Consider the following 24554-nt stretch of genomic DNA (forward strand, 5'->3'; position numbering starts at 1 on the left):
CTCCAATCACACGTTCTTCGGGACAATCTGACAAACATCGCAGTCGTCGGACGGGGAGGTCACCGCAGCCAGCCAGGCCTCGACAACCTGCGAGACCTCGCCCGCACGCCGGGTCTGTGCGCCTCGACGGGCCGAGGGCCCCGTCTCTCCTTGGTCCGTAGCGGCTGCAACGGCGTCCGCCCACCCCAAGGCGGACGGGTCGAGGACCGGGAACTCGCACCGTCGGTCGAGTTCGGCAGCAACCGGAGACATGCAGGTGCAGCCCAACAGCACGGCGTCCGTGCCGTCGTCGGCGACGGCAGCCCGGCAGGCGGCCTCCAACAGGTCGAGGTACTCCCGGTCGCCGCGAACCATCCGGGCACGTGCCGACGCCGACGTGCCCACCCGATCGGGCTCACGCTCGTCCCCCACGTGATGCACGGCACGGCATGCCGTACCGCCGACGCAAGAGGCCAGTCGCTCGTCGTAGAGGAAGCCCATCGACGCGGGCCAGACCGTGACGATCGAGTAGCTGCCGTGCTCGGCGGCGTGGGCGATGCCGGCTTCGCCGGCGCCGATCACCGGCAGGTCGGTGGCCGCCCGGAGGGCCGCCGAACCGTAGTCGGCGAACGAGTCGATGAAGATCGTCGAGCATCCGTCGGCGATCGCCCTCTCGCCCGCGCCGACCGTCAACAGGTCGGTCAACAACCGGTCGTACGGCGTCCGCGCCAACACGCGGTGAGCCAGGTGGTACAGCTCGACGCGAACCTCCGAGACGTCGATCTCCGGGTCGGTGACGGGCCCTGACTTTCCGTCGAGGTTGAGCATCGCGATCCGGCGCACCGGCGCCCTCCTTAACCGTCCATGAAACCGTACACCGAAAAGTCTGAGGTATTGACTGCTTCGGGTCAATACCGCACTTTATCAACTAGCCCGAGCACGGCCCGCGTCCTCAGACATTTCACCTCCCAGGCTCCTTTCCGGATGTTGAGGCAGCACTCCCGAACCGCTCCTTGTAGGTGGTCGGGACCGGGAACTAGGGTGAACAGACCGACGCGAGGAGGGGCGATGAGCGGTGATTCGGTGACGGCTCAGAAGGTCCATGCCAGTCCCTGGGTGGACCGGCTGGCAGCTACCGGTCTGGTGGTTTTCGGCGCCGTCCACCTGGTCTTCGCCTGGCTCGCCGTCTCACTCGCCTTCGGCGACCGCAAGGGCAAAGCATCCACCACCGGCGCGGTCCAGGAGTTGGCGGAGAAGCCGTTCGGCACCGTCCTGGTCTGGGCGGTGGTGCTCGGCATGCTGGCCCTGGTCGCCTGGCAGAGCGTGGAGGCGATCGCGGGCCATCGACACGAAGACGATGCCAAGCGCACCGCGAAGCGGTTGGCCAGCGCCGGCAAGGCGGTCGTCTATCTCGTCATCGGCGCCAGCGCGATCAAGATCGCCGCGGGCGCCAGGAGCAAGGGCGACCGGACCGACTCCTTGACCGCCAAGCTGATGGATCTCCCGGGCGGCCAGCTCATCGTCGGCGCGATCGCCCTCGCCATCATCGCTACCGGCATCGGCCTCTTCGTCGTGGCCTATCGTGAGTCCTACCTCAAGCAGATGGACGGCACAGGCACCAGCGGTCACACCGGTCGCCTCTACCGGTGGGCAGGACGTCTGGGCCACAGTGCCAAGGGTGTCGCCCTGCTGATCGTGGGTGGACTCTTCGGGTACGCCGCGATCTCCCATCGGGCCAAGGAGTCCGGCGGCGTCGACGTCGCCCTGCGTAAGGTGCTCGACCAGCCCTTCGGGCCGGTGCTCGTCGGTATCATCGCGCTCGGTCTGGCCTGCTACGGGGTCTTCTGTTTCGCACAAGCCCGACACCTCGATCGCTGAGAACCACTAGCGTTCGACCATGGAGTCCCGGCTGATCCCTACCAACGGCATCGACCTGCACGCTCAGGTCGACGGCGACGGACCGCTCGCCCTCTTGGTGCACGGTTTCCCGGGCACCAGCTTCAGCTGGCGCCACCAGCTTCCGGTGCTGGCAGCGGCGGGATGGCAGGCGGTCGCGATTGATACCCGTGGCTACGGCGGTTCGGAGCGTCCCGCCGACGGATACACGACCGAGGTGATCGAGCAGGACCTGCTGGGCGTCGTCGATGCTCTCGGCGCAGACCAGGCTGTCCTGATCGGCCAGGACTTCGGCTCCAAGTACGCCTGGAACCTGGCTCGCCACCATCCGGAGCGGGTCCGCGCCGTGGTGGGTACGGTGCCGTTCGCCGACCTGTCGCAGGACGAACCGCCGACCCGGACCTGGGCCGCGCTGGGACGCCACCACTTCCTGCACCTCCACTACTTCCAGGCGGTCGGCGTCGCGGAGCGTGACCTCGGGGGCGAGCAGGTGCCGGAGTTCCTTGCCCGGCTGCTCTGGGCGCTCTCCGGCGACGGCAACTACTTCTCCGTCTTCGGCCACCCCTCTGCGCAGACCTCGTACCTCGACGCGCTGCCGCCCGCTCCCCCGTTGCCCTGGCCCTGGCTCTCGGAGGCGGAGTTCGCCACCTTCGTCGACGCCTTCGCCTCGGGCGGGCCCGGCCGCGAGTTCGCCGGCGGTTTCGGCTCCTATCGGGCTGCCGACGCGGACTGGGCCTACGAGTCCTCGTGGCTCGGCGTACCCATCGACCGACCCGCGATGCTGCTGATCGGCGAGCATGATCCGGTCCGCAAGTTCACCGAGACCGACCCGGAACTCTTCACCGACCTGACCGAACGGGTGATCCCGGGCGCCGGCCACCATGTCCAGCAGGAACAACCGGACGCCGTCAACGCGGCTCTGCTGGAGTTCCTCGCCCGGGTCTGACCCAGGCTGCGAGAGAGCCCCCTGTCGGAATCGAACCGACGACCCTCCGCTTACAAGGCGGACGCTCTGGCCTCTGAGCTAAGGGGGCAACGACGAGGTCGTCGGCGCAAGAATAGCGGCTGACCCCCGGCGCTTCGCAGCGACCCGACGGCCCGGTTTCATCCAACGGGAACCCGCGAAGGGTGTCCGATCCTCCTCCCTACTGTCATCGCGCATCACTACGTCGCGCGAGCGGTCCTCGTTTGCGCAACTGAGCAAGGAGCACCGCATGCAGGTAGCGACCGTCCTCGGCACCGTCGACTCCACCGATCTCGGCCAGACGCTCATGCACGAACACATCTCCTCGGCGGACTGGGCGCTGCGGATGAACCTGGGCGACCGCTACTACCGACACCAGGAGGTCGCGGACCGGGCCGTGGCTCAGTTCCGCCGGGCCCGCGAGGTCGGCGTCCGGACCGTTCTCGACGGCACGCCACCCAGCATCGGCCGCGACGTCGCGCTGATCCGGGAGGTGGCCGAGCGGTCCGGGGTCAACTTCATCGCCTCCAGCGGCTTCTACTTCCACGAGGAGACCTACCTGCGTTGGGGAAACAGCGACGGGCTCTACGAACTGCTCAGCAGCGAGTGCGCCGACGGGATCGGCAGCACCGGGATCCGGGCCGGGGCCATGAAGGCCGCCTGCGCCGACCACGGCGTGACGCCGACCCTGGAGCGGGGCTTCAGCGTGATCGGCCGGGTCGCCGCCGAGCAGGGCGTGCCGGTCTTCGTCCACCACCACCCGTCCGAGGGCGACGGCCAGACGATCTGCGACATCTTCGAGGCCAGTGGGGCCAGCAGCGATCAGCTGATCCTCGGGCACGCCGGCGACTCGAACGACCTCGACTACCTGGAGGGCCTACTGGCGCGCGGCTGTTACCTCGGACTGGACCGGTTCGGGTACGCCACCATGCCGAAGGCCAGCAACGGCCTGGCGGAACGGATCGCCACGCTCGCTGAGCTGTGCCGCCGCGGCTTCAGCTCCCAACTGCTGCTCTCCCACGACCTGGCCACGTTCGTCGGGCTCTCCCTCGACTGGCAGGAGTTCGCCGACGGCCCGGAGTTCCCGGACGTCGACTTCACCTTCATCCACCGCACCGTGCTCCCCCTGGCTCAAGAGGCCGGGGTCGACGCCGACACCTTGCGCAGCATCCTCGCCGACAACCCCCGGCGGATCTTCGAGGCCGCGGCCCTGCGGCGCAGCGCAGCTTGATCTCTCACCATTCAAACCTGGAGGTTCGCTTGTCCACCCGTCATCCTGGAGCAGCCCTACTGCCCCGATCGAACGGCGCGCGCCGGCTGATCGCCGCTGCCGCCACCACGCTGCTCGCCTTCACCACGGTCAGCTGCTCCGAGGCCAAGTCCTCCGCCGAGAAGGAGGCCGCTGACACCTCGGTCCTGCGTGAAGGAATCACCGCCGACAAGGACGCCGGCGCGCCCACCGAGACCGCCAAGCTCCGGTTCGGTTCCTACGCGGAGCCACGTTCCCTCGACCCCGCCGTCAGCATCGCCGCGGCGACCACCGGCGGCACCGAGATGCTCAACATCTACGACTCGCTGATGCGCTACGACACCACGTCGCAGGCGTTCGTCCCGCAACTCGCCGAGAACCTCGAGCCGAACGCCACCGCCGACGTCTGGACGCTGACCCTGCGCCCCAACGTCACCTTCACCAACGGCGACACGCTCGACGCGGCCGCGGTGGTGGCCAGCATCGATCGATACGTAACGCTGCAGGGCCCCGAGTCCGCGCTCTGGAAACGGCACGTCAAGGCAGCCAAGGCGACCGGTGACCTGACCGTCGAGTTCACCCTCGCCTACCCGTGGCCGGGGTTTGCCTCGATCCTGAGCACGGGCCCCGGAATGATCGTCGCGGAGGCAGCGAAGTCGGGTGAGGAGTTCGTGCCGATCGGCGCCGGCCCGTTCCAGTTGAAGACCTGGAAGCCACAGGAACGGTTGCTCCTCACCCGCAACCCCGACTACTGGGACGGCGCCCCGCCGATCGCCGAACTCGACTTCGCCTTCGTCAACGACCAGGGCGCTCGGGTCGACTCGCTTCGCGCCGGTGACCTCGACGCCACCATGGTGATCGACCCCGATCAGGCTGCTGCCATCCTCAAGCTCGGCGGCGGGCACTACATCAACATCACCGCCGCCAACAATGTCGCGCTGATCAACGCCCGCGAAGGCCACCCGGGCGCCGACGTCCGCGTCCGCCAAGCGCTGCAGGCCGCCACCGACCCGCAGTTCATGATGACCAAGGCCTACGGACCGGCCGCCATCGGCAGCAGCGAACTCTTCCCCGACGCCACTCGCTGGACCTCCGAGGTCGACGGCCCGGCCTTCGACATGGCGCACGCCAAGAAGCTGCTCGGCGAGGCGATGGCCGATGGCTACGACGGCAGGATCACCTACCTGGAGAGCTCCGAGCCCTCCTCGCGCGACAGCGCCCTTGCGGTGAAGGCACAACTCGAGGCCGTCGGCTTCACGGTGAAGCTCGACCTCGTCGACAACGTCGTCACCCAGTTCACCAAGGTCGCCATCGACGGTGACTACGACGTCGCCGCCTGGGGTCTGGTCTACCGCGAGTCCGACCCCTACCCGAAGATGTTCGCCACCTTGCACAGCGAGGGCAACCAGTCCTACGGGATGCACACCTCGCCGGAGATGGACGCCCTCATCGAACAGCTCCTCGACCCCGCCGACGTCGACGCGACCCGCGGCGTGATGGCGAGGATCCAGGAACAGCTCAACGCCCAGGTGCCTTTCCTCAACTGGGGTGCGTACGCCGACGTGAACGCGTGGGCCGCCAATGTGCACGGAGTGGCCGGCGCCTCGAACTCGATGCTCCTGCTGAGCAACGCCTGGATCAAGTGATCCGAGTGCTGGCGTCGGGCTCGGGCCGATGCCAGCACCGCTCCCTCAGAGGGCGCCCGAACCGCCGTAGCCCAGGGGTGTGAACTCGTCCACCTTGAAGACCCCGTTGGTCTCCAGGGTGACCGCCTGGATCCCCGACGGGCGACCGTCGCGGATGGTCAGGAAGGCGAACTGCGCCGGACGCCGCAGCTTGCTGCCGACCGCAATCGCGTAGGCCGCACCGCCCGAGGTGCCGGAGGTGAACGCGTAGCCGGTCTGGCCGTTGCTGCCGACCACCTTCTCCGGGCCGATCCGGACGTGTACGTGTCCCGAGACCACGAGATCGGTGCAGCCCTGATCCAACGCGGACTTGGCCATGTCGTCGTCGTGGACCAGCACCAGGTTGACCCGGTCGTCTGCTGAACACGCCTTCTCGGCGACCTCGGTGTCCACGTCGGCGGTGGTCTTGCCCTGGGCGTCGCGCCAGGTGCCCAACCCACTGGATCGCGGGTCGTTGCGCGCGATCATCCGCATCCCGCCGGGGCCGTCGAAGATGTCCTCCTGGGCCGTTTTCCAGCCCCGGTCGCCCAGGTAGCCCTGGACGAAGGTGCCGTGATCGTGGTTGCCCTGGATCGCGTACCGGTCGAAGTCGTGGAACTCGCGTTCCAGCGAGTCCAGGGAGAACGCTTCCCACGGCTCGCCGGTCGAGGTGTCGTCGCCGGCGTCGATGATCGCCGTGGCACCGGCTCGGTCGGCGACCTTGCGGATCACCGGGTCCATCCCGATGTTGTCGTGTCGGTCCGAGACGATCACCGCCACCGTCTCACCCGCCTCCGGCTGCCTCAGCTCGACGGCCTCGGCGGCCGTCAGCGCCGCGGTGTAGAACCGCTGCGACCGGTCGTAGGTGTCGACGGCGCTGAGCAGCAGCTTCTTGCTCTCTGCGGTGGTGGCACTCACCTGCACCTCGACCCGGGCAGCGCTCTGCGGCACCGCGAGCTCGGGAAGGTACTGGGCCAACGTCTCCCAATCGCCGGTGTCGTTCTGCAGTCGGTCCTCCGGTCGCCAGGGGCGCGCGGTGAGCAGCGTCGTCATGCCGCCGACCAGTGCCACCGCGACCACACCGACCAGGATCCGCCGTGGAGTGGTCTCGCCCCACAACTCCCGACGACGGCGAGGCCCCACCAATCCCCAGACCAGCAAGGGAATCGTGCCCAGCAGAGCGCCCTGCAACGCTGCGTCCCAAGCCAGGTCACGGACGGCTTCGCGGACCAGGTCGACCTGCGCGTCCGGCTGGCTGGCGATGAACGCGTAGCGCTGGACGGTCTCCTCGGCACTCTTCGCCTCGGTCTTGCCCAGGTTCAGATCGACGCCGACCCGGGAGTCCGTCGGGTACCGCAGATCCGGGAGGTACGGACCGGTGTGGATGGTCACCCAACCGTCGGTTGTCGGCGAGACCGCCGTGTCGTGACTGGCCACCGCGATCGTCGTCGAGGAATTGAAGAAGATCAGCAGCGCAGCCGGGATCGCCGTCACCAACCACGCAGCCACGTAGAGGGCGAGACGACGGACCGAACGGCGGTTCAACTGCATGGGACAAGCCAATCATCTGCCGCCAACTCGGCCCGTCGCAGTCTCAGTCCCAGAAGTCGGCCTTGCGATAGCCCGTCAGTGGTTCGAATCCCACGCCGAGCAGGCCTTCGCTCTCACACGCTTGGCGGAACTCGTCGTTACAGACCAGGTCGTAGCCCAGGTCGAGGCAGGGGAAGGCAGCAGCGGACGGGATCTTCTCCTCGTCCACCACGAACTCGGCGACCGTCGCCAGCATCGGGACGTCCGGGAAGTACAGGTGCTGCAGCACCTGACCGGAGGCGAGGTCGCGCTCGAGGGTGAGGTCGGAACGTTCCAGGTCGACGACCGAGGCCCAGGTTCCCCAGCGCAGGTAGTAGTAGTAGGGCTTGGTGGTCGGCTTCCGGCCCGATTGAACCACCTCGACCGGCACCGCCTGGACGTTCAACTCGAACGCATCGCAGAGGTCGACGAACCGTTGGGACGCCAGCGCGTTCAGGCCCCAATAGTCGAATTCCACCACCTGGTGGCGGGTGGTCAAGACGTATCCGGACGGCACCGGGCCGGTCAGCCGCGGATCGAACGCGTCCCACTCCCAGCCCTTGTTCACGGAACCTTTCAACACCACCGGGCAGCCACGCTCCCCCGGGACATAGCCGACGATGTGGAGCCCGGTGGTGTTCAGGTCACTGCTCCGCTGCGGCGCGTGCCTGAGCGATCGAGTAGAGCGTGATCGAGGCTGCGACACCTGCGTTCAGCGACTCCAGGTCGTTGCCCATCGGGATCGAGACCAACTGGTCACAGGTCTCCGCGACCAGGCGCCCCAGGCCCTTGCCCTCGGAACCGACCACGACCACGAGCGGGCCGGCGGCCAGATCCAGCGCAGGCAGCGAGACGTCGCCGTCGGCGTCCAGACCGATCACCATGCAGCCGGCCTCCTGATAGGCCCGGAGCTGGCGGACCAGGTTGACCGTCTGCGCGACCGGGACCCGCGCGGCGGCACCGGCCGAGGTCTTCCAGGCCGATGCCGTCATTCCGGCCGAGCGACGTTCCGGGATCAGCACGCCGTGCGCACCGAAGCCCGAGGCGGAGCGGACGATGGCGCCGAGGTTGCGCGGGTCGGTGACCGAGTCGAGCGCCACGATCAACGGCGCCCCGTCCAGGTCGTCGGCGCGGTCCAGCAGGTCGTCGGGGTGGGCGTACTCGTAGGCCGGCATCCGGGCCGCGAGGCCCTGGTGCACCGCGCCCGCGGTGAGCCGGTCCATCTCCCCGCGGGAGACCTCCAGCAGCGGGATGCCCGCCGCCGCGGCCAGCTCGAACGCCTCGCGCAGTCGGCCATCACGCTCGGCGCCCTCGGCGACGTAGAGGGCGGTCAGCGGCATCTCGGCGCGCAGCGCCTCGACCACCGAGTTCCGTCCGGCGATCCACTCGGCGTCGCCGCCACGGGCCGTCTTGCGGGGACGCTTCGCGGCGGCGCGCTCGGCACGCTTCGCGGTCTTGTGGGCCTGGTGGTACTCGCGGTCCTTCGCCTTCGGCGTCGGGCCGCGACCTTCCAGACCACGGCGCACCCGACCGCCGGAGCCTGCGGTCGCGTTGCCCTTGCCGGACTTACGAATAGCGCCCTTGCGCTGGGAGTTACCGGCCACAGCCGTTTCCTTCCGATCTGGGGTAGGAGGCCTGCGCCTCGCTCAAATGCTCCATGTGGTGCCGCCGGGGGTGTCCTCGAGTTGGATCCCCGCGGCCTTGATCTGGTCGCGGATCGCGTCCGCCGCAGCGAACTCCTTCGCCGCCCGCGCCGCTGCCCGCTGCTCCAGCAGGCTCGCCACCAACGCGTCGACGGCGCCCGCGAGGGCCGTCTCCTCGCCGCCGCCACCTGCGAACGCCACGTCGGCCGGGTCGAGACCCAGCACGTCGAGCATCGCACGAACCCGGCCCGCACTCACAGCCGCGGCCGTCGCATCGCCCTCGGCGAGCTGCTTGTTGCCCTCACGCACATGGTTGGCGATCACCGCCACCGCGGCCGGAGTGCCGAGGTCGTCGTCCATCGCCTCAGTGAACGCGGCCGGCAACTTGGCCCGGGCCGGGGCGAGAGCCACGGCCTCGGGGGCCCGGTCGAGGAAGTTCTCGATCCGGCGGAACGCGGTCGCCGCCTCGTCGAGGGCCTCGAAGGAGAACTCCACCATCGAGCGGTAGTGCGCCGAGACCATGTAGAACCGCAGCTCGACGGCGCGGACCCGCTCCAGGACGTTCGGCACCAGCAGCGAGTTGCCGAGCGACTTGCTCATCTTCTCGCCCGCTGTGGTGATCCACGCGTTGTGCATCCAGTAGTTGGCGAACCCGTGACCGGCGGCGCGGCTCTGTGCCTGCTCGTTCTCGTGGTGCGGGAACCGCAGGTCGATTCCGCCGCCGTGGATGTCGAACGCCTCGCCGAGATACTTCCCGGCCATCGCCGAGCACTCGATGTGCCAGCCGGGACGGCCCCGTCCCCACGGGCTCGGCCAGGTCGCGGTGTACGGCTCGGTGGCCTTGGCGCCCTTCCACAGGGCGAAGTCACGCGGGTCGCGCTTGCCGCGCGGATCGGCGTCCGCGGCAGCCTCCATCTCTTCGACCTTCTGACCGGAGAGCTCGCCGTACTCCTTCCACGAACGCACGTCGAAGTAGACGTCACCGGAACCGTCGGCGGCCGGGTAGGCGTGCCCCCGGTCGATCAGCAGCTCGATCATCTCGACCATCTCGGGGATGTGGCCGGTGGCGTTGGGCTCGTAGGTCGGCCGGGCGACGTTCAGCAGGCCGTAGGCCTTGCTCAGCTCGTGCGCCATCTCGTAGGCGAGGTTGTACCAGGGACGACCCTGCTCCTCGGCCTTGCTGAGGATCTTGTCGTCGATGTCGGTGGTGTTGCGGATGAAGGTGACCTCATAGCCGCTGGCCCGCAGCCAACGCTGCAACACGTCGAAGTTGACGCCGGAACGGATGTGGCCGACGTGCGGCTCGGACTGCACGGTCAGGCCACAGAGGTAGATGCCCACCTTGCCCTCGTGGAGGGGCACGAAGTCGCGCACCGTGCGCGTGGCTGAGTCATGGATCCGCAGAGTCACCCGGCAATCCTAATGAGCCGAGCGGCGCGCCGCCGATTCCGAGCGGTCCCGGGGCGTCAGGAGACGTCGAAACCGACCTCGTGCCAGCCCGAAGCACCGTCCGGATGGGTACCGCTGACGACGCCGGTCTGCACCTCGCCGTCGGCGGCGGTGGCCCGCACCCGGGCCCGGTGCGAACCCGACGCCAACTCGACCGCGATCCCCCACTGCACCCAGGTGTCGGCGTTCGGCACCCGGGCCAGCTCCGCGAGCAGCCACGGTCCGTCGTCGACGGCCACCTCGACGGCGGCGATGCCGCGGTTCGGCGCCCACGCCGAGCCGCCGATCGAGATCGTGCCGGGCGCCAGGTCGTCCCCGTTGTGCGGGGTATCGATCCGCGAGCCGACCTTGATCGGTCCCCGTTCGGCGAACCCCTGCTGTTCGTTGGCGAAACCCCGGTCGTCGGCGAACCGGGTGACCTTCAGCTCGGTGAGGAACTTGCAGTCCGAGACATGGCCGTACAGGCCCGGCACGATGGAGCGGACCGGGTAGCCCTGCTCCAGCGGCAGCGGGACGCCGTTCATCCCGACCGCGAGCATCGCATTGCGCCGGTCGGTCAACGCGGTCAGCGGCGTGACGCAGGTCCAGCCGTCGACCGAGCGCTGCAGGACGGCATCCGCCGTCGGGTCGAGGCCGGCCTCGGTCAGCAGATCTCCGATCAGCACCCCGCTCCACCAGGCGTTGCCGATCAGGTCGCCGCCGACCGGGTTGTTCACGTTGACCAACGTCGTCCAGGACTCGACGATCTGGCGGTCGATCAGGTCCTGGTAGGTGAGCACCAGCTCCCGCTCCACCAGGCCGTGGATGCGGAGCCGCCACTCGGAGAGCTCGACCACGGGGTCTACGAAACCGGTCTGCTCGTTGAAGAAGTTCTCGTTCTTGGTCCGCCACGGCTGTACGCCGTCGATGTCGATCCGGAACTCCGGACGCGGCGCACGGTCGTGGATCGGCAGGTTGAGCAGCCGACGGGTCTGGTCGACGCGGCGACGCTTCTGAGCGAAGTTGCCGCCGTAGAGCCAGAGCGCCAGCCCACCGAAGCCGGCGACGGCGGCCCGCACCACGAAGTCCCGCCGGTCGAAACGCCACCAACGGGCCATCCGCTCGGCCGAGATGACCGGGGGGCCGTCGTCGGCCGGCGTAGCCGCCATCCGCAACGCGCTGGCACGGGCCCGTTGCAGCGGGCCGGCGACGAAGGAGGTGAGCACGATCCAGGTGACGCCGCCCGCGATCACCGGCGTCACGGTGAGGGAGGTCAGGGTGAACCGTCCGACCATCCCGATCGCGGCGATCACGATCACCGCGACCTGCAGCGGGATCGCCTGCCACCAGCCGCGGCGCGACAGTTGACCGGCCACCGCGGCGACGCCGAGGAAGCCGAGGAAGAGGAAGGCGATCACGTACGGCTCGAGCAGTTCGGCACCGGTGGTAGCGCTCGGCGCGGCATCCTTGATGCCGGTCAGTTGGTGGACCAGGTCCTCCAACCAGTCGGGCAGATGGCCGACCAGCCACTCGCTGATCGAGACCAACGGGTTGGGTCGCAAACTGAGTGCCATGGTCAGCGCGTGGCTCACCGCCAACCCGGCGATGCCCGCGACCACGCCGGCCAGCGGCCAAGCAACCCGTGCCATCCTCACCCCGCCATGGTGTCAGAACCGATGCTCCGCACCGCCACCGCACAGTGGCCTTCGGCGTGCCGTGCGGCATGATCGAGCCTGTGAACGGTCTTCCTCGTATCGGCATCGGCACCGACGTCCACCGCTTCGCCGAGGGGCGCGAGATGTGGATGGCGGGCCTGCACTGGCCCGAGGAGACGGTGGGGCTGGAGGGCCACTCCGACGCCGACGTCGCCGCACACGCGGCCTGCGACGCCCTGCTCTCCGCTTCCGGGCTCGGGGACCTCGGCAGCAACTTCGGCACCGCTGAGCCGCAGTGGGCCGGCGCCTCCGGCGTCGCCCTGCTCACCGAGACCGCACGCCGGGTCCGCGCGGCTGGCTTCGAGATCGGCAACGTCGCGGTCCAGGTGATCGGCAACCGGCCCCGGGTCGGCAAGCGCCGCGCCGAGGCCGAAGAGGTGCTCTCTGCCGCCGCCGGTGCCACGGTCACCCTCTCCGCGACCACCACCGACGGCCTCGGCCTCACCGGCCGCGGCGAGGGCGTCGCGGCGATCGCGACGGCGCTGGTCGTCACCGTCTAGTCGCGGAGGGTCGGCCCGCGTCGAGGCTCTCAGCTCTGCGGTGGAAGCAGCTTCGCCAACTGCTCAGGGGTGATCGCGTTGATCTCTTCGGCCATCGCGTTCTCGATGCTGGCGGTCAGTGCCTGCCGGAAACCGGCCAGGACGGACTGGACGGCGACCGGGATGATCGCCTCGAACGAGCGGAGCATGACCTCCCACTCGGCGTCCGGCATGCCGCGCTCGGCGAACGGCTTCCAGACCTCGGCGCGGGCGGCGTCGACGAAGCGCTGGGCCAGTTCGCTGGTGTCCTGTGTGATCACCTCGAAGAGACCGAGGACGGTCTCCATCGACATCCCGATGTGCAGCGCCTTCGCCCCGGTCCGCACCATCACCGGCTGCAACAGCCGCAGGGTGTCGTCGTCGATCACCTCGACCAGGCGGCGCTCCTCCATCGCGGCGACCAGTGCGTCGCGCAGTTCCGGCTGCCCTTCGATCCCGGCCAGCGTCGCGAGCGTGTCGCGGCTGATCTCCTCCGGCTCCGGGGCGCCGCCGCCCCAGGGGTTCGCCAACAGACCCAGCAGGTCGAGCGCGTGCGGGTCGGGCAGCTCCGGGGTCTCCACCAGCGCCTTCTCGACGGCGCCCAAGGTGTAGCCACGGTCGATCAGGTCGCGGATCAGCCGCAGCCGGGCCTCATGCTCCGGACCGTAGAAGCCCTTGCGGCCCACCAGTTTCGGCGACGGGAGCAGCCCACGGGTCGCGTAGGCGCGCACGTTCCGCACGGTCATGCCGACCGCTGAGGCGAGTTGGTCGATGGTCATCTCGCGTGCGCTCATCGGGGCTCGGGCCTCCTTGCTTACCGATTCCTTGACATCAACGAGATCGATTATGACATTCTCAATGTCGCATAGACGCTGTCACACCGTCCGTAGCGGCGTCGCGAGCAGAAAGCAGCAGCCATGCAGACCTTCGACGGCCTCAATCTCTACGTCCGTGCCTACGGCCCGAGCGACGCTCCGGTGACGGTCTTCCTGGCGCACTGCTGGACCGCCGACACGGAGCTGTGGCACTACCAGGTACGGGACCTGCTCGGCGAGTTCGGCCACCAGATCCAGATCGTCACCTGGGACCACCGTGGCCACGGCCTCTCCGACCACGCGCCGATGGCGGCATGCACGGTGACCAACCTGGGTCGCGACTTCGCCCAGCTGATCGACACCTACGCCCCCACCGGCGACCTGATCTTCGCCGGCCACTCGATCGGCGGGATGACGATGATGGCGCTCGCCGAGCAGCGTCCCGACCTGGTCGGCCGGGTCCGCGCCGCGCTTTTCCTGGCCACCTCGTCGGACCACCTCAACACCGTCACCCTCGGCCTGCCGGAGATGGGGCCGAAGCTCAAGGCCCAACTCCCCCGGATGCTGGGCCGGCGGGCCAACAAGATCGCGCGCGGTCACGCCCTCTTCCCCACCACCGAACGGCAGATGCTGGCCCGTTTCCTCTTCGGCCCCGGCGCCCGGGCCCGCGACGTGGGCCTGGCCATGGACCAGCTGCTGAACTCGCCGTCGGCGACGATGGAGGGCTTCCTGCGCGACATGCTCGACAACCACCACCGCACCAGTGCCCTTGCCGCCTACGGCGGCAAGAAGGTGACCGTGATGGTCGGCGACCGCGACCTGCTGACGCCGATCAACCACGGCCGGGTGATCGCCTCCGCGATCCCCGGCTCCCGGTTCATCATCCTGCCGCGGGCCGGCCACATGCTGCCGCTGGAGCGCGAGACCACGGTCTCGGCGACGTTGAACGAGTACGTCCGATACGCGTTGGCTCAGCCGGTCGCCGCCAACGTCGGCGTGCTCAGCGCCCACCGGTAACGCCGCACGATCAGTTCGGCGATCAACTGTTCGGCGCCCAACACCTCGGTCACCAGGTCGGCACCGCTGTAGGTCGCCAACTGGGTGATCCGTTCGGCGAAGAACCCTGGAGCGAGCAGATACGGCGCCACGGTCACCCGACCAGCCGGCTTGCTCGCCTCGATCTGGGCCGCGAGGCTCGGCCCCAACCCGCTCATCGTGGCGACTCGTACCGGGCCGGGCCACCGTGCCTGCAACAGGCGCCCCGCCGTCTTCAGATCGACCAGACCGGCCGGTCGACTGCTCCCAGCCGCCGCCAGCACCACTGGCTCACCCGGTCGCGCCCCGGAACCGAGCAACCGTCGCAGCAGCACCTCGGCCAACAACGGATGCGGCCCCAGTGCTGGCGCGATGATCGCCCCGCTGCCGCCCTCCTGCACCGCTTCCGGGATGTCACCGTCCAGATGCACCCCACCCGCCAGCAACAGCGGTACGACGACCGGCCGGGCCTCGAACCGTTGCCCCATCACCTGCGCGAAACGGGGACGGTTCAACTCCAGGAAGGTCGCCGACGCCGCGACGCCGAGGCGCCGCCCGGCGCGCGCCGTCAGGCTGCTCGCGACCACAGCACCACCCCGATGCCGGGTGCCGTGCGCGACCGTGATCAGCGGGTTCATGCCACGGCCAATCGATAGCCACGCTTGACCACCGTCTGGATGAGCTTCGTACCGATCACGGCCCGTAACCGCGCCACCGCCATCTCCACCGCGTGTTCACTCGCCGCCTGACCGCTCGGCAGCACACCGAGCAGATCCCGCCTCGAGACCACGTGCCCAGGGTTGACGGCCAGTGCGGCCAGCACAGCGTGCTGTGCCGACGCCAGGTGGATCGCGACGCCGTCGAGGTGGACGACGTCGCCGTGCAGCAGCAGCGAACTCCCTGCCACCACAAGGCTCTGCCCACTCCGTCGCAACGGCAGCTCGAGCTCCAGGGCACGCACCATCGCGGCCAGCCGGGAGCGGTCCGGCTGCAGGGTCGGTACGCCCCAGAGCTCGAGCGCAGCCGCAGTGACCGGTCCGACGCAGGTCGCGATCACGTCGGCCTGGAAGGCGGCCACCACCTCGTCCCGACGACCCATCGCGGCCGCCGTCTCCAGGAACGAGGCCGCCGCCGGCGCGGAGGTGAAGGTGACGGCGTCCAGCTTGCGCTCCGCGGTCAGGTCGACCAGGCCGAAGACCCGGCCGGGATCCTCAGGCCCCTCGACCCGATAGACGGTGACCACCTCGACCTCTGCGCCCTGCCTGCGCAAGACATTGGCGACCGTGGAGAGTGATTGGCCATGCTCCTGGACGACGATCCGCACGCCCCTCAGGGAGCGCCCGCGTAGATGCGCGAGGACATCCTCGAAGCACTCCGACTCGGGCGACCACAGCTCACGCAGGCCGGCGCGACGCAACGCGCCCACCGATTTCGGTCCGCGTGCCAGGATCTCGGCACCTCCGAGATGGCCGATCAGCCGGTCCAGGATCCCCCACTGCTCCGCCGCGCGGAACCAGGATCGAAGACCGATCCCGGTAGTCGCGATGAAGATGTCGACGTCCTGCGCCAACACCGCTTCGGTGGCGCGTCGCAGGCCTTCCTCATCGACCTTGCTGGGCTCCACGGAGAGCACCGGAGCCCACTCCACCGACGCACCCCGCCGTGCCAGCAGGGCGTTCTGCTCCTCGGCCTTCCGCGCCGCGGTGACGCCGACCCGGCAACCGGTCAACGGCAGGACGCCGTGCTCCGTGCTCATCCGCACTCCCGTGGTCCGACCTCGACGATGCCGTCCACGATCCTGACGGCGTAGACGGGGACCTTCACCCCCCGGTCGTCGAGGCACTCCCCGCTGCGCAGATCGAATCCGTGCTTGTGCATCGGTGAGGCGACGAACGGCACCTCACCCCGCGTGCCCACGATCCCCCGGGCCAGTACGCTCGCCCGAGCGATCGGGTCGTAGTTCCCCAGGGCATGGACGTTTCCTTCGTGGGTACGGAAGATCGCCACCGCGTGCCCGTGCACCAGGGCGGTCGCACCGCGCTCCACCTCGAGGTCGCGGTAGGCACAGACCGGCTGCCACTCCGGCATCGTCATGGCGCACCTACCGGGATCGTGACGCCCAGTTGCACAGGGCCATCGGTCAGCGTCGGCGTGATCTGGCCCCGTTCCTCGGTGAAGGTGATGCTCGGGTCGGGGGTATCGGGCGCGTTCACGAAGGAGACGAAACGCGCCAGCTTCTCGGGATCATCCAGCGTTGCACGCCATTCGTCGACGTAGGTGTCGACGTGCTGGGCCATCGCCGCCTCCAACTCCGTGCCGAGACCGAGGACGTCGTCGACCACGATCTCGCGGACCCGAGCCAATCCGCCGTCGAGTGTCTCCAACCACGCCGAGGTGCGTTGCAGCCGATCGGCGGTCCGGATGTAGTACATCAGGAACCGGTCCAGGCAGCGGATCAGTTCGACGCTGGACAGGTCGGCGGCCAGCAACTGGGCGTGGGCCGGCGTAGCGCCACCGTTGCCGCAGACGTAGAGGTTCCAGCCCTTCTCCGTGGCGATCACCCCGAAGTCCTTGCCGCGGGCCTCCGCGCATTCACGCGCACAGCCGCTGACGCCGCCCTTGAGTTTGTGCGGAGACCTCAGGCCCCGATAGCGCAGCTCCAGGTCGATCGCCATCTGCACCGAGTCCTGGACGCCGAAGCGGCACCAGGACGAACCCACACAGGACTTCACGGTCCGCAACGACTTGCCGTACGCATGACCGCTCTCGAAGCCAGCGTCCACCAGCCGGGTCCAGATCGCCGGAAGTTGCTCCATCCGTGCCCCGAAGAGATCGACCCGTTGACCACCGGTGATCTTCGTGTAGAGGCCGTAGTCGCGGGCGACCTCCCCGATCACGATCAGCTTCTCCGGGGTGATCTCGCCGCCCGGGATCCGCGGCACGACGGAGTAGGTCCCGTTCTTCTGCAGGTTGGCCAGGTAGGCATCGTTGGTGTCCTGCAAGGCACCAGTCTCGGCGCCGAGCACATGGTCGTTGAACTGACTGGCCAGGATCGAGGCGATCGTCGGCTTGCAGATGTCACAGCCACGTCCCGAGCCGTGGGCAGCGACGATCGGGTCGAAGCTCCGATAGCCGTGCACCAGAACCAGGTCGAAGAGTTCCTGGCGGGTGTGCGCGAAGTGCTCACAGATCCCCTTCGCGACGGCCTTCCCCTGTGCCGAGAAGTGCTGCTCGATCAGGTTCTTCACCACCGGCACGCACGAGCCGCAGGTACTACCGGCCTTGGTACAGCTCTTCACACACGCCACATCGGCGCAGGCATGGTCCTCTCCGTCGAGGGCGTCGGTGATCGAGGCCTTGGTGACGTTGTTGCAGGAACAGACCACGGCGTCGTCCGGCATCCCGAGCTGCGGTACGCCGTCCCGTGACGCCGGCAGGATCAGCTCCTCCGGGTTCTCGGGCAGCGCCATGCCACTGGCCACCATCGGCCGAAGCACCCCGTAGGCGGAGGCGTCACCGACCAGGATGCCGCCGAGCAGGCGGTAACGGCCGTCGTCGGTCTCGGAGACGACCAGCTTCTTGTAGACCCCCGCGACGGCGTCGGCGAAGACCACCTCGAGCGAACCCTCGGTGGCACCGAACGCATCACCGAACGAGGCGACGTCGACGCCGAGGAGCTTGAGTTTGGTGGACATGTCGGCGCCCAGGAACTCACCGGGGCCACCCAACAGTGCGTCGGCAGCGACCTCGGCCATCGCGTAGCCGGGAGCGACGAGGCCGTACATCCTGCCGCCCGGCGCGGCGCACTCACCGATCGCGAAGATCGTCGGATCGCTGGTGCGGCACTGCGGATCGACCAGGATGCCGCCGCGCTCGGCAACCTCCAGCCCGCAGTCGCGAGCCAACTGGTCCCGTGGCCGGATCCCTGCGGAGAAGACCACGACCTCGGCGGGGATCGCGTCGGCGTCCTTGAGCCCCAGTCCGGCCACCGTCCCGTCCCCGGCGTCGATCACCTCGGTCGTGGCCGCGCCGGCGTGGACGGTGACACCGAGCTTCTCGATGTGCCGGACCAGGGTCTGGCCGGCGGGTTGGTCCAGTTGCACCGGCATCAGTCGCGGCGCCATCTCGACGACGTGGGTCTGCAATCCCAACTGCACCAGGGCGTTGGCGGCCTCAAGGCCCAGCAGACCGCCGCCGATCACCGCGCCGACAGTGGCGTGGGTGGCAGCGGCCCGGATGGCTTCGAGGTCCTCGATCGTCCGGTAGACGAAGGTACCGGTGAGCTCCTTGCCAGGGATCGGCGGCACGAACGGCCCAGCGCCGGTGGCCAGGACCAGTTCGTCGAAGGCAAGGTGCGTGCCATCGCTGAGTGCGACGGTGCGTGCCTCCCGGTCGATGGCGACGGCGGAGGTGTTCAGCAGGAGCCGAACCCGGGGGTCCTCGTAGGCGCCGTCCGGCAGGAAGGAGAGCTGCTCAGCACCGACCTCGAAGAACGAGGTGAGGGCTACCCGGTCGTAGGCCGGCCGCGGCTCTTCGCCGATGACCACGAGATCCCAGCGCTCGGTGACACCCCGCTCGATCGCGGCCTGCACGAAGCGGTGCCCCACCATCCCGTGGCCCACCACCACCAGTGTTCTACGCATGTGACTCATCGACGTTCCCTTCGTAGACCCGTGGTCACGAACCTAGGAACGTCGTGTTGTGGCTGCGTGTTGCTTGTGTAACAGCGAGGTCAATCCTTCTTCACGCACGTGAGGAGGTCGCGCCACGCACACTCCGTATGAGGTCACTGACCTTGATTCGGGCCGTCTGCTGGGCTGGTCTCGCAGGATCATGTCCGTGCGTTGAAAGCCGTACGCCGGCCGCTCCGATTGGCGCACCAATGGTGCGTGCTCACCCCAGTCGTCGACTGGGTCTCGACAAGCTCGACCACCGGGCCACCGGTGATCGAGCCTGTTGAGATCAGGGCCACCGGTGATCGAGCCTGTTGAGATCAGGGCCACCGGTGATCGAGCCTGTCGAGATCAGGGCCACCGGTGATCGAGCCTGTCGAGATCAGGGCCCCGCCGTAGCAGTCGCGCGGCCCACCAACTGCGCCACCACAGAGGCGCAACCACCGCACCCGGTGGTGGCGCGGGTCGACTCGCGCGCCTCCGCGACCGAGCCACATGCGCGGAGGCGGCCCGCGTTGACCCCTGCGCAGGCACAGACCTCGGCATCGTCGGGCAGCAACGGGCCCGACTCCCCCGCGGGCCGTTCGGCCAACAGCAGTTCGCCCGGCTCGGACTCACCGAGCACCGTGCCCCGCTCATACAACTGCGTGATCAAGCCGATCCGCGACAGGTCGCCGATCAAGGTCCCCGCCACCACCACGCCACCACGCACCACCAGTTTGCGGTGCGATCCGACGATCGGGTTGGTGACCTCGACGACCTCGCCGTCCGCCTGCTCCGGATCACCGAGCACCGCGACGTCGAGCCCGGTCGCCCGGAGCCGCGCCACGTTGCGCGATCCGGAGTAGCGCGCAACGCGACTGCCGGACCGGGTCAGCACCGCCGCGAGCACCCCGGCCTGCTCCCAGGCAGGGGCGACGAAGCCCGTGATCCGCGAGGCGAACTCGGCGCAGTCCCCGATCGCGTGGATCCGCTCATCCGTCACCGAGGCCAAGCGCTCATCCACCACCACACCTCGCCGGACCGCCAGTCCGGCTCCGCGGGCCAACGCCGTCGAGGGCCGACCACCCGCGGTCAGCACCACCAGATCGGTCTCCAGGACATGCCCGTTGTCGAGCCGGAGGCCGTCGTCGGTGAGGCGGACGGCCCGCACCCCCGTGTAGACCTCGGTCCCCAATCTGCGCAGGCTGCGCCGCAGCACCGACCCACCCTGCTCATCGACCTGACGGGACAGCAGATGCTCGGCACCCTCGACCACCTCGGTCAGCACGCCACGCACCGTCAGCGCCCGCGCGACCTGGAGGCCGAGCAGCCCGCCGCCGACCACCACCGCACGCTCGGCCGACGGCACCGCGCCCAACAGGCGCAGGCAGTCCGCCAACGACCGGAACGCATGCACCTTCGGGTGCAGCTGCCCGTCCAGTTGCACCAGACCTCGGATCGGTGGCAGCGACGGGATCGAGCCGGTCGCCAGCACCAACCGGTCGTACCCGATCCGGCTGCCGTCGACCAGCATCACCTCGCCGGCCTCCCGATCGATCTCCAGCACCCGCGCCCCCAGCCGCAGGTCCACGGTATGGGCCGCGAACCACTGCGGAGCCCGGAGCACCAGCGCATCCAGCGAGTGCGTGCCCTCCAGCACCGCCGAGAGCAGGATCCGGTTGTAGGCAGGTCCCGGCTCGTCGCCCACGATCGTGACCCGGCCGTCGTAGCGGGCCGCCACCAGTTCCTCGACCAACCTCGTCGTCGCCATCCCGTTGCCGACGATCACCAACCGTTCGCCGTTCACGCCGCGCTAACCGCCACCGCACAGACCTTGAACTCCGGCATCCGCGACGTCGGGTCGAGGGCGTCGTTGGTCAGCAGGTTCGCGCCGACCCAGTGGAACGGCACGAAAACGGTGTCCGGACGGATCGTGCTGACCACCTTCGCCGGAACCCGCAACGCGCCGCGGCGGGTGCGCAGCTCCACCTGCTCCCCGTCCACGACACCGACCCGGCGCGCCAGCATCGGGTGCAGCTCGACGAACGGTCCCTGATCCGGAAGTTCGCGCACCCGCCTGGTCTGCGCTCCCGACTGGTACTGCGCCAACACCCGACCGGTGGTCAGGTGCACGGGATAGTCGGCGTCCGGCACCTCCGCGGCGCCGCGATGCTCGACGACGTGGAACCGCGCGCGGCCGTCGGCGTGCGCGAACCGTTCCGTGAACATCCGGGGCGTCCCGGGGTGCGCCTCGTCCGGGCAGGGCCAGAAGAGGCCACCCTCCGCCCGGATCCGCGCCCAGGTGATCCCCGCGTAGTCGGCCTTGCCACCGGCCGAGGCGCGGCGCAACTCGTCGAAGACCACCTCCGGCTCGGTCGGGAACGACGCCGCCGAACCCAGCCGGGCGGCGAGGCCGGCGATGATCTCCAGGTCGCTGCGGACGCCGTTCGGGGGTGTCAACGCCCGCTCGCGGCGGATCACCCGGCCCTCCAGGTTGGTCATCGTGCCGTCCTCCTCCGACCACTGCGTGATCGGCAGCACGACGTCGGCGCGGGCCGCCGTCTCCGACATCACGATGTCGGCCACCACCAGCAGGTCCAGCGCATCCAACCGCTCGGAGACGCTGCGCGCGTTGGGCGCTGAGACCACGATGTTGGAGCCGAAGACCAGCAGCGCCTTCGGGCCGGCGTCGGTGCCCAGCGCCTCCAACAGCTCGTAGGCCGAGCGGCCCTTGCCCGGCAGCGACTCCGGCGCCACACCCCAGACCCCGGCCACGTGCTCGCGCGCGGCAGGGTCGTCGATCATCCGATAGCCCGGCAACTGATCGGCCTTCTGACCGTGCTCGCGCCCGCCCTGCCCATTGCCCTGTCCGGTGAGACAGCCGTAGCCGCTGAACGCACGCCCCGGCGTACCGAGCGCCAGCGCGAGGTTGATCCAGGCCAGCACGGTGTCGGTGCCGGTGGCGTGCTGTTCGGCACCACGTGCCGTCAGCACGACGACCTTCTCCGCCGCGCCCAGCAGCTCGGCCAGCTCCCGCAGCTGCGACGTCGGCACCCCGCTGACCCGCTCCACCCGCTCCGGCCACCACGCGGTGACCGACTCCCGAACGCCGTCGAACCCGACGGTCCGCTCAGCCACATACTGCTCGTCCACGAGTCCCCCGGCGACGACGAGGTGCAACAACCCCGCCGCCACCGCGAGGTCGGTCCCCGGCACCGGCTGCACGAAGAGGTCCGCGAGCTCGGCGGTCGGCGTCCGGCGCGGGTCGACGACCACGACCCGGCCACCGTTCTCCCGCAGCCGGGTCAGGTGCCGAGCAGCGGGCGGCATCGTCTCGGCCAGGTTGGAGCCGACCAACACCACCACGTCTGCCTGCTCGATGTCGGCCAACGGGAACGGCAGCCCGCGGTCGACACCGAACGCGCGGGCCCCGGCGGCCGCGGCCGACGACATGCACCAGCGACCGTTGTAGTCGATCTGGCTGGTGCCGAGCGCTACTCGCGCGAACTTGCCCAGGAGATAGGACTTCTCGTTGGTCAGACCGCCACCGCCGAAGACCGCCACCGCGTCGGCACCATGCGCTGCCTGCAACTCGGCACAACGCTCCGCGACGACGTCGAGCGCCTGCTCCCAGGTGGCTGGCCGCAGTTCACCACTCGTCCGGTCACGGAGCAACGGCGTGGTCAGCCGTTCCCGGTGCTTGAGCAGCCCGGTCGCTGTCCAGCCCTTTCGGCACAGGGCTCCCTGATTGACCGAGAACTCTTCCCACCCGGAGACCTGCGGTCCGGTGCCCGAGGCGCGGTCCCCCACGGTCAGCCGCATGCCACATTGCAGCGAGCAGTACGGGCAGTGGGTGGCGGTCATCAGATCCGAGCCTCAGCCAGGCTCGGCAGCCGGGAGACCAGGAACGACCGCCGGGTGTAGACGAACCAGGTGATCGCCAGGCAGACCACGTAGTAGCCGCCGAAGACCGCGAACGCGCCTCGCGCCGCGGAGGCCGGATCGTCGACCCAGGGCGCACCGAACGACATCGGGATCAGGAAGCCGCCCATCGCACCGACCGCGCCGGCGATCCCGATCACCGCGGAGGCGTTGCGGGTGGACTGCTGCATCGCGGCCAGCCGCTCGGGTGTGCCGTCGGCGGTCGCCGTCCGGGCCTGCCGTGCCCAGATCAGCGGGATCATCCGGTAGGTCGAACCGTTGCCGATCCCGCTCGCCGCGAAGATCACCAGGAAGGAGGCGAGGAACCAGCCGAACCAGGCCTGGTTGTCCTGGGCGATCGACGGCTGCTGGGCCGGGTTCGGCGTCAACTGGGTCAGCGTCCAGAGCACCGCTGCGGTGCCGACTCCCATCCCCACGAAGCTCCACGCGGTCACCCGGGCGCCGCCGTACTTGTCGGCCAGCCAGCCGCCGAGGGGTCGCGCGACCGAACCGACCAGGGCACCCAGGAAGGCGTAGTACGCGAAGTGGATGCCGGTACCGGTCGGACCGCCGCTCGGCCCCCAGAAGTTGATCTTGATCAGCAGCGGCATCGCCGCGGAGTAGCCGATGAACGAACCGAACGTCCCGATGTAGAGCAAGGACATCACCCAGGTGTGCTTGTTCCGGACCACCGCCAGCGACTGCCGGGGGCTGACACTCGCGGTGGTCAGGTTGTTCATGAAGAGGAAGGCCCCCGCCGCCGCCACCAGGGCGAGGGCCGCGTAGACGTACGAGGCACGCTCCAGGTGGATGCCCCCGTCACTGGCAGTGACCATGCCGAAGATGCCGGCACCGCCGACGACGACCGGAAGGAAGAACTGAATGATCGCCACCCCGAGATTGCCGCCGGCCGCGTTCAGCCCGAGCGCGGCGCCCTTCTTCGACGCCGGATAGAAGAAGTTGATGTTCGCCATCGACGAGGCGAAGTTGCCGCCGCCCAACCCCGCGGTCGCGGCGATCGCCACGAAGACCCACAGCGGGGTCTCCGGCCGCTGCACGAAGAGGGCGAACAGCAGCGTCGGGATCAGCAGGAGCAGCGCGCTGACCACGGTCCAGTTCCGTCCGCCGAACCGCGGCACCGCGAAGGTGTAGGGCAGCCGGATCAAGGAGCCCACCAGGTTCGGCGCGGCGACGATCAGGAACAGTTCCTGCGGCGTGAAGTCGAATCCCATCGACAGCAGATAGGCCGAACTGACACTCCACATCAGCCAGACCGAGAAGCCGAGGTGCTCGGCGAAGATCGACCACCCGAGGTTCCGCTTGGCGACCCGCGCGGCGCCGGCCTCCCAGAACGCGGGGTCCTCCGGGCGCCAGTCCGCGATGGTGACTCCTCCCGGTGAGTAACTGGAACCGGAAGCGGTACTGACAGCGTTGCTGGCCACGGGCTGCTCCTTCTGCGACGAATGCCCTGCTCGACGATGCGTCGAGGCTAGGAACCGTCGG

20 protein-coding genes and 1 tRNA gene are annotated in these 24554 nt (G+C 69.1%); 6 read left to right on the top strand and 15 right to left on the bottom strand.

The window, feature by feature from the left end:
- Nucleotides 1-6: 6 nt before the first annotated feature.
- Nucleotides 7-822, bottom strand: coding sequence for an aspartate/glutamate racemase family protein (locus ACLM5J_RS00640; protein WP_413654070.1), 816 nt, complete (start codon nucleotides 820-822; stop codon nucleotides 7-9).
- Between the two features lie 225 nt (nucleotides 823-1047).
- Here ACLM5J_RS00640 and ACLM5J_RS00645 point away from each other — a divergent pair, with 225 nt between their 5' ends.
- Both ACLM5J_RS00645 and ACLM5J_RS00650 read left to right on the top strand, forming a co-directional pair.
- Nucleotides 1048-1857 (top strand): DUF1206 domain-containing protein, encoded by an 810-nt coding sequence (locus ACLM5J_RS00645; RefSeq protein WP_413654071.1) that lies wholly within the window; start codon nucleotides 1048-1050, stop codon nucleotides 1855-1857.
- A gap of 19 nt (nucleotides 1858-1876) precedes the next feature.
- The gene (locus ACLM5J_RS00650) at nucleotides 1877-2821 is read left to right on the top strand and encodes an alpha/beta fold hydrolase (RefSeq protein ID WP_413654072.1); all 945 of its coding nucleotides are present in this window, start codon (nucleotides 1877-1879) and stop codon (nucleotides 2819-2821) included.
- Nucleotides 2822-2836: 15 nt separating this feature from the next.
- Here the strand turns inward: ACLM5J_RS00650 and ACLM5J_RS00655 are convergent.
- A tRNA-Thr gene (locus tag ACLM5J_RS00655) sits at nucleotides 2837-2909 on the bottom strand.
- Between the two features lie 180 nt (nucleotides 2910-3089).
- Between ACLM5J_RS00655 and ACLM5J_RS00660 the strand changes: the two genes are divergently transcribed.
- Both ACLM5J_RS00660 and ACLM5J_RS00665 read left to right on the top strand, forming a co-directional pair.
- On the top strand, nucleotides 3090-4070 hold the full coding sequence (locus tag ACLM5J_RS00660) for a phosphotriesterase (RefSeq protein WP_413654073.1): 981 nt from the start codon (nucleotides 3090-3092) through the stop codon (nucleotides 4068-4070).
- Between the two features lie 29 nt (nucleotides 4071-4099).
- Nucleotides 4100-5734 (top strand): ABC transporter substrate-binding protein, encoded by a 1635-nt coding sequence (locus ACLM5J_RS00665; RefSeq protein WP_413654074.1) that lies wholly within the window; start codon nucleotides 4100-4102, stop codon nucleotides 5732-5734.
- A gap of 45 nt (nucleotides 5735-5779) precedes the next feature.
- Here ACLM5J_RS00665 and ACLM5J_RS00670 read toward each other — a convergent pair whose 3' ends face one another.
- The 5 genes from ACLM5J_RS00670 to ACLM5J_RS00690 form a co-directional block, all read right to left on the bottom strand.
- The gene (locus tag ACLM5J_RS00670; RefSeq protein WP_413654075.1) at nucleotides 5780-7303 is read right to left on the bottom strand and encodes a metallophosphoesterase family protein; all 1524 of its coding nucleotides are present in this window, start codon (nucleotides 7301-7303) and stop codon (nucleotides 5780-5782) included.
- A 43-nt stretch (nucleotides 7304-7346) separates the two neighbouring features.
- Nucleotides 7347-7889 carry an imm11 family protein gene (locus ACLM5J_RS00675; RefSeq protein WP_413654076.1) on the bottom strand — a complete coding sequence of 181 codons (543 nt, stop codon included), beginning with the start codon at nucleotides 7887-7889 and terminating at the stop codon, nucleotides 7347-7349.
- Nucleotides 7890-7965: 76 nt separating this feature from the next.
- Complete coding sequence (gene rlmB / locus ACLM5J_RS00680) at nucleotides 7966-8925, bottom strand: 23S rRNA (guanosine(2251)-2'-O)-methyltransferase RlmB (RefSeq protein WP_413654077.1); 960 nt, start codon at nucleotides 8923-8925, stop codon at nucleotides 7966-7968.
- 42 nt (nucleotides 8926-8967) lie between these two features.
- Entirely contained in the window at nucleotides 8968-10374 is a 1407-nt protein-coding gene (cysS, locus tag ACLM5J_RS00685) for a cysteine--tRNA ligase (RefSeq protein ID WP_413654078.1), read from the bottom strand.
- A 56-nt stretch (nucleotides 10375-10430) separates the two neighbouring features.
- Nucleotides 10431-12041 carry a molybdopterin-dependent oxidoreductase gene (locus tag ACLM5J_RS00690; RefSeq protein ID WP_413654079.1) on the bottom strand — a complete coding sequence of 537 codons (1611 nt, stop codon included), beginning with the start codon at nucleotides 12039-12041 and terminating at the stop codon, nucleotides 10431-10433.
- Nucleotides 12042-12115: 74 nt separating this feature from the next.
- On the opposite strand from ACLM5J_RS00690, the gene ispF reads away from it, so the two are divergent.
- Entirely contained in the window at nucleotides 12116-12607 is a 492-nt protein-coding gene (ispF, locus tag ACLM5J_RS00695) for a 2-C-methyl-D-erythritol 2,4-cyclodiphosphate synthase (RefSeq protein WP_413654080.1), read from the top strand.
- 29 nt (nucleotides 12608-12636) lie between these two features.
- On the opposite strand, the gene ACLM5J_RS00700 is transcribed toward ispF, so the two are convergent.
- Entirely contained in the window at nucleotides 12637-13419 is a 783-nt protein-coding gene (locus tag ACLM5J_RS00700; RefSeq protein ID WP_413654081.1) for a MerR family transcriptional regulator, read from the bottom strand.
- Nucleotides 13420-13542: 123 nt separating this feature from the next.
- On the opposite strand from ACLM5J_RS00700, the gene ACLM5J_RS00705 reads away from it, so the two are divergent.
- The gene (locus ACLM5J_RS00705) at nucleotides 13543-14457 is read left to right on the top strand and encodes an alpha/beta fold hydrolase (protein ID WP_413654082.1); all 915 of its coding nucleotides are present in this window, start codon (nucleotides 13543-13545) and stop codon (nucleotides 14455-14457) included.
- On the opposite strand, the gene ACLM5J_RS00710 is transcribed toward ACLM5J_RS00705, so the two are convergent.
- From ACLM5J_RS00710 to ACLM5J_RS00740, 7 genes are all read right to left on the bottom strand, one after another.
- Nucleotides 14412-15113 (bottom strand): sirohydrochlorin chelatase, encoded by a 702-nt coding sequence (locus ACLM5J_RS00710; RefSeq protein WP_413654083.1) that lies wholly within the window; start codon nucleotides 15111-15113, stop codon nucleotides 14412-14414. The genes ACLM5J_RS00705 and ACLM5J_RS00710 overlap by 46 nt on opposite strands.
- Complete coding sequence (locus ACLM5J_RS00715; protein ID WP_413654084.1) at nucleotides 15110-16231, bottom strand: uroporphyrinogen-III synthase; 1122 nt, start codon at nucleotides 16229-16231, stop codon at nucleotides 15110-15112. The genes ACLM5J_RS00710 and ACLM5J_RS00715 overlap by 4 nt, the downstream gene beginning before the upstream one ends.
- Complete coding sequence (nirD, locus tag ACLM5J_RS00720) at nucleotides 16228-16569, bottom strand: nitrite reductase small subunit NirD (RefSeq protein ID WP_413654085.1); 342 nt, start codon at nucleotides 16567-16569, stop codon at nucleotides 16228-16230. Before nirD ends, ACLM5J_RS00715 begins: the two co-directional genes overlap by 4 nt.
- A complete protein-coding gene (gene nirB / locus ACLM5J_RS00725) occupies nucleotides 16566-19118 on the bottom strand; it encodes a nitrite reductase large subunit NirB (protein ID WP_413654086.1) in 2553 nt (850 codons plus the stop codon). The genes nirD and nirB overlap by 4 nt, the downstream gene beginning before the upstream one ends.
- Before the next feature lie 412 nt (nucleotides 19119-19530).
- Complete coding sequence (locus ACLM5J_RS00730; protein WP_413654087.1) at nucleotides 19531-20937, bottom strand: FAD-dependent oxidoreductase; 1407 nt, start codon at nucleotides 20935-20937, stop codon at nucleotides 19531-19533.
- A complete protein-coding gene (locus tag ACLM5J_RS00735) occupies nucleotides 20934-22994 on the bottom strand; it encodes a molybdopterin oxidoreductase family protein (protein WP_413654088.1) in 2061 nt (686 codons plus the stop codon). The genes ACLM5J_RS00730 and ACLM5J_RS00735 overlap by 4 nt, the downstream gene beginning before the upstream one ends.
- A complete protein-coding gene (locus ACLM5J_RS00740; RefSeq protein ID WP_413654089.1) occupies nucleotides 22994-24493 on the bottom strand; it encodes an MFS transporter in 1500 nt (499 codons plus the stop codon). Before ACLM5J_RS00740 ends, ACLM5J_RS00735 begins: the two co-directional genes overlap by 1 nt.
- Nucleotides 24494-24554: the final 61 nt, after the last annotated feature.

The organism is Nocardioides sp. Bht2, assembly GCF_047308515.1.
In the GTDB taxonomy this organism is placed as follows: Bacteria; Actinomycetota; Actinomycetes; order Propionibacteriales; family Nocardioidaceae; genus Nocardioides.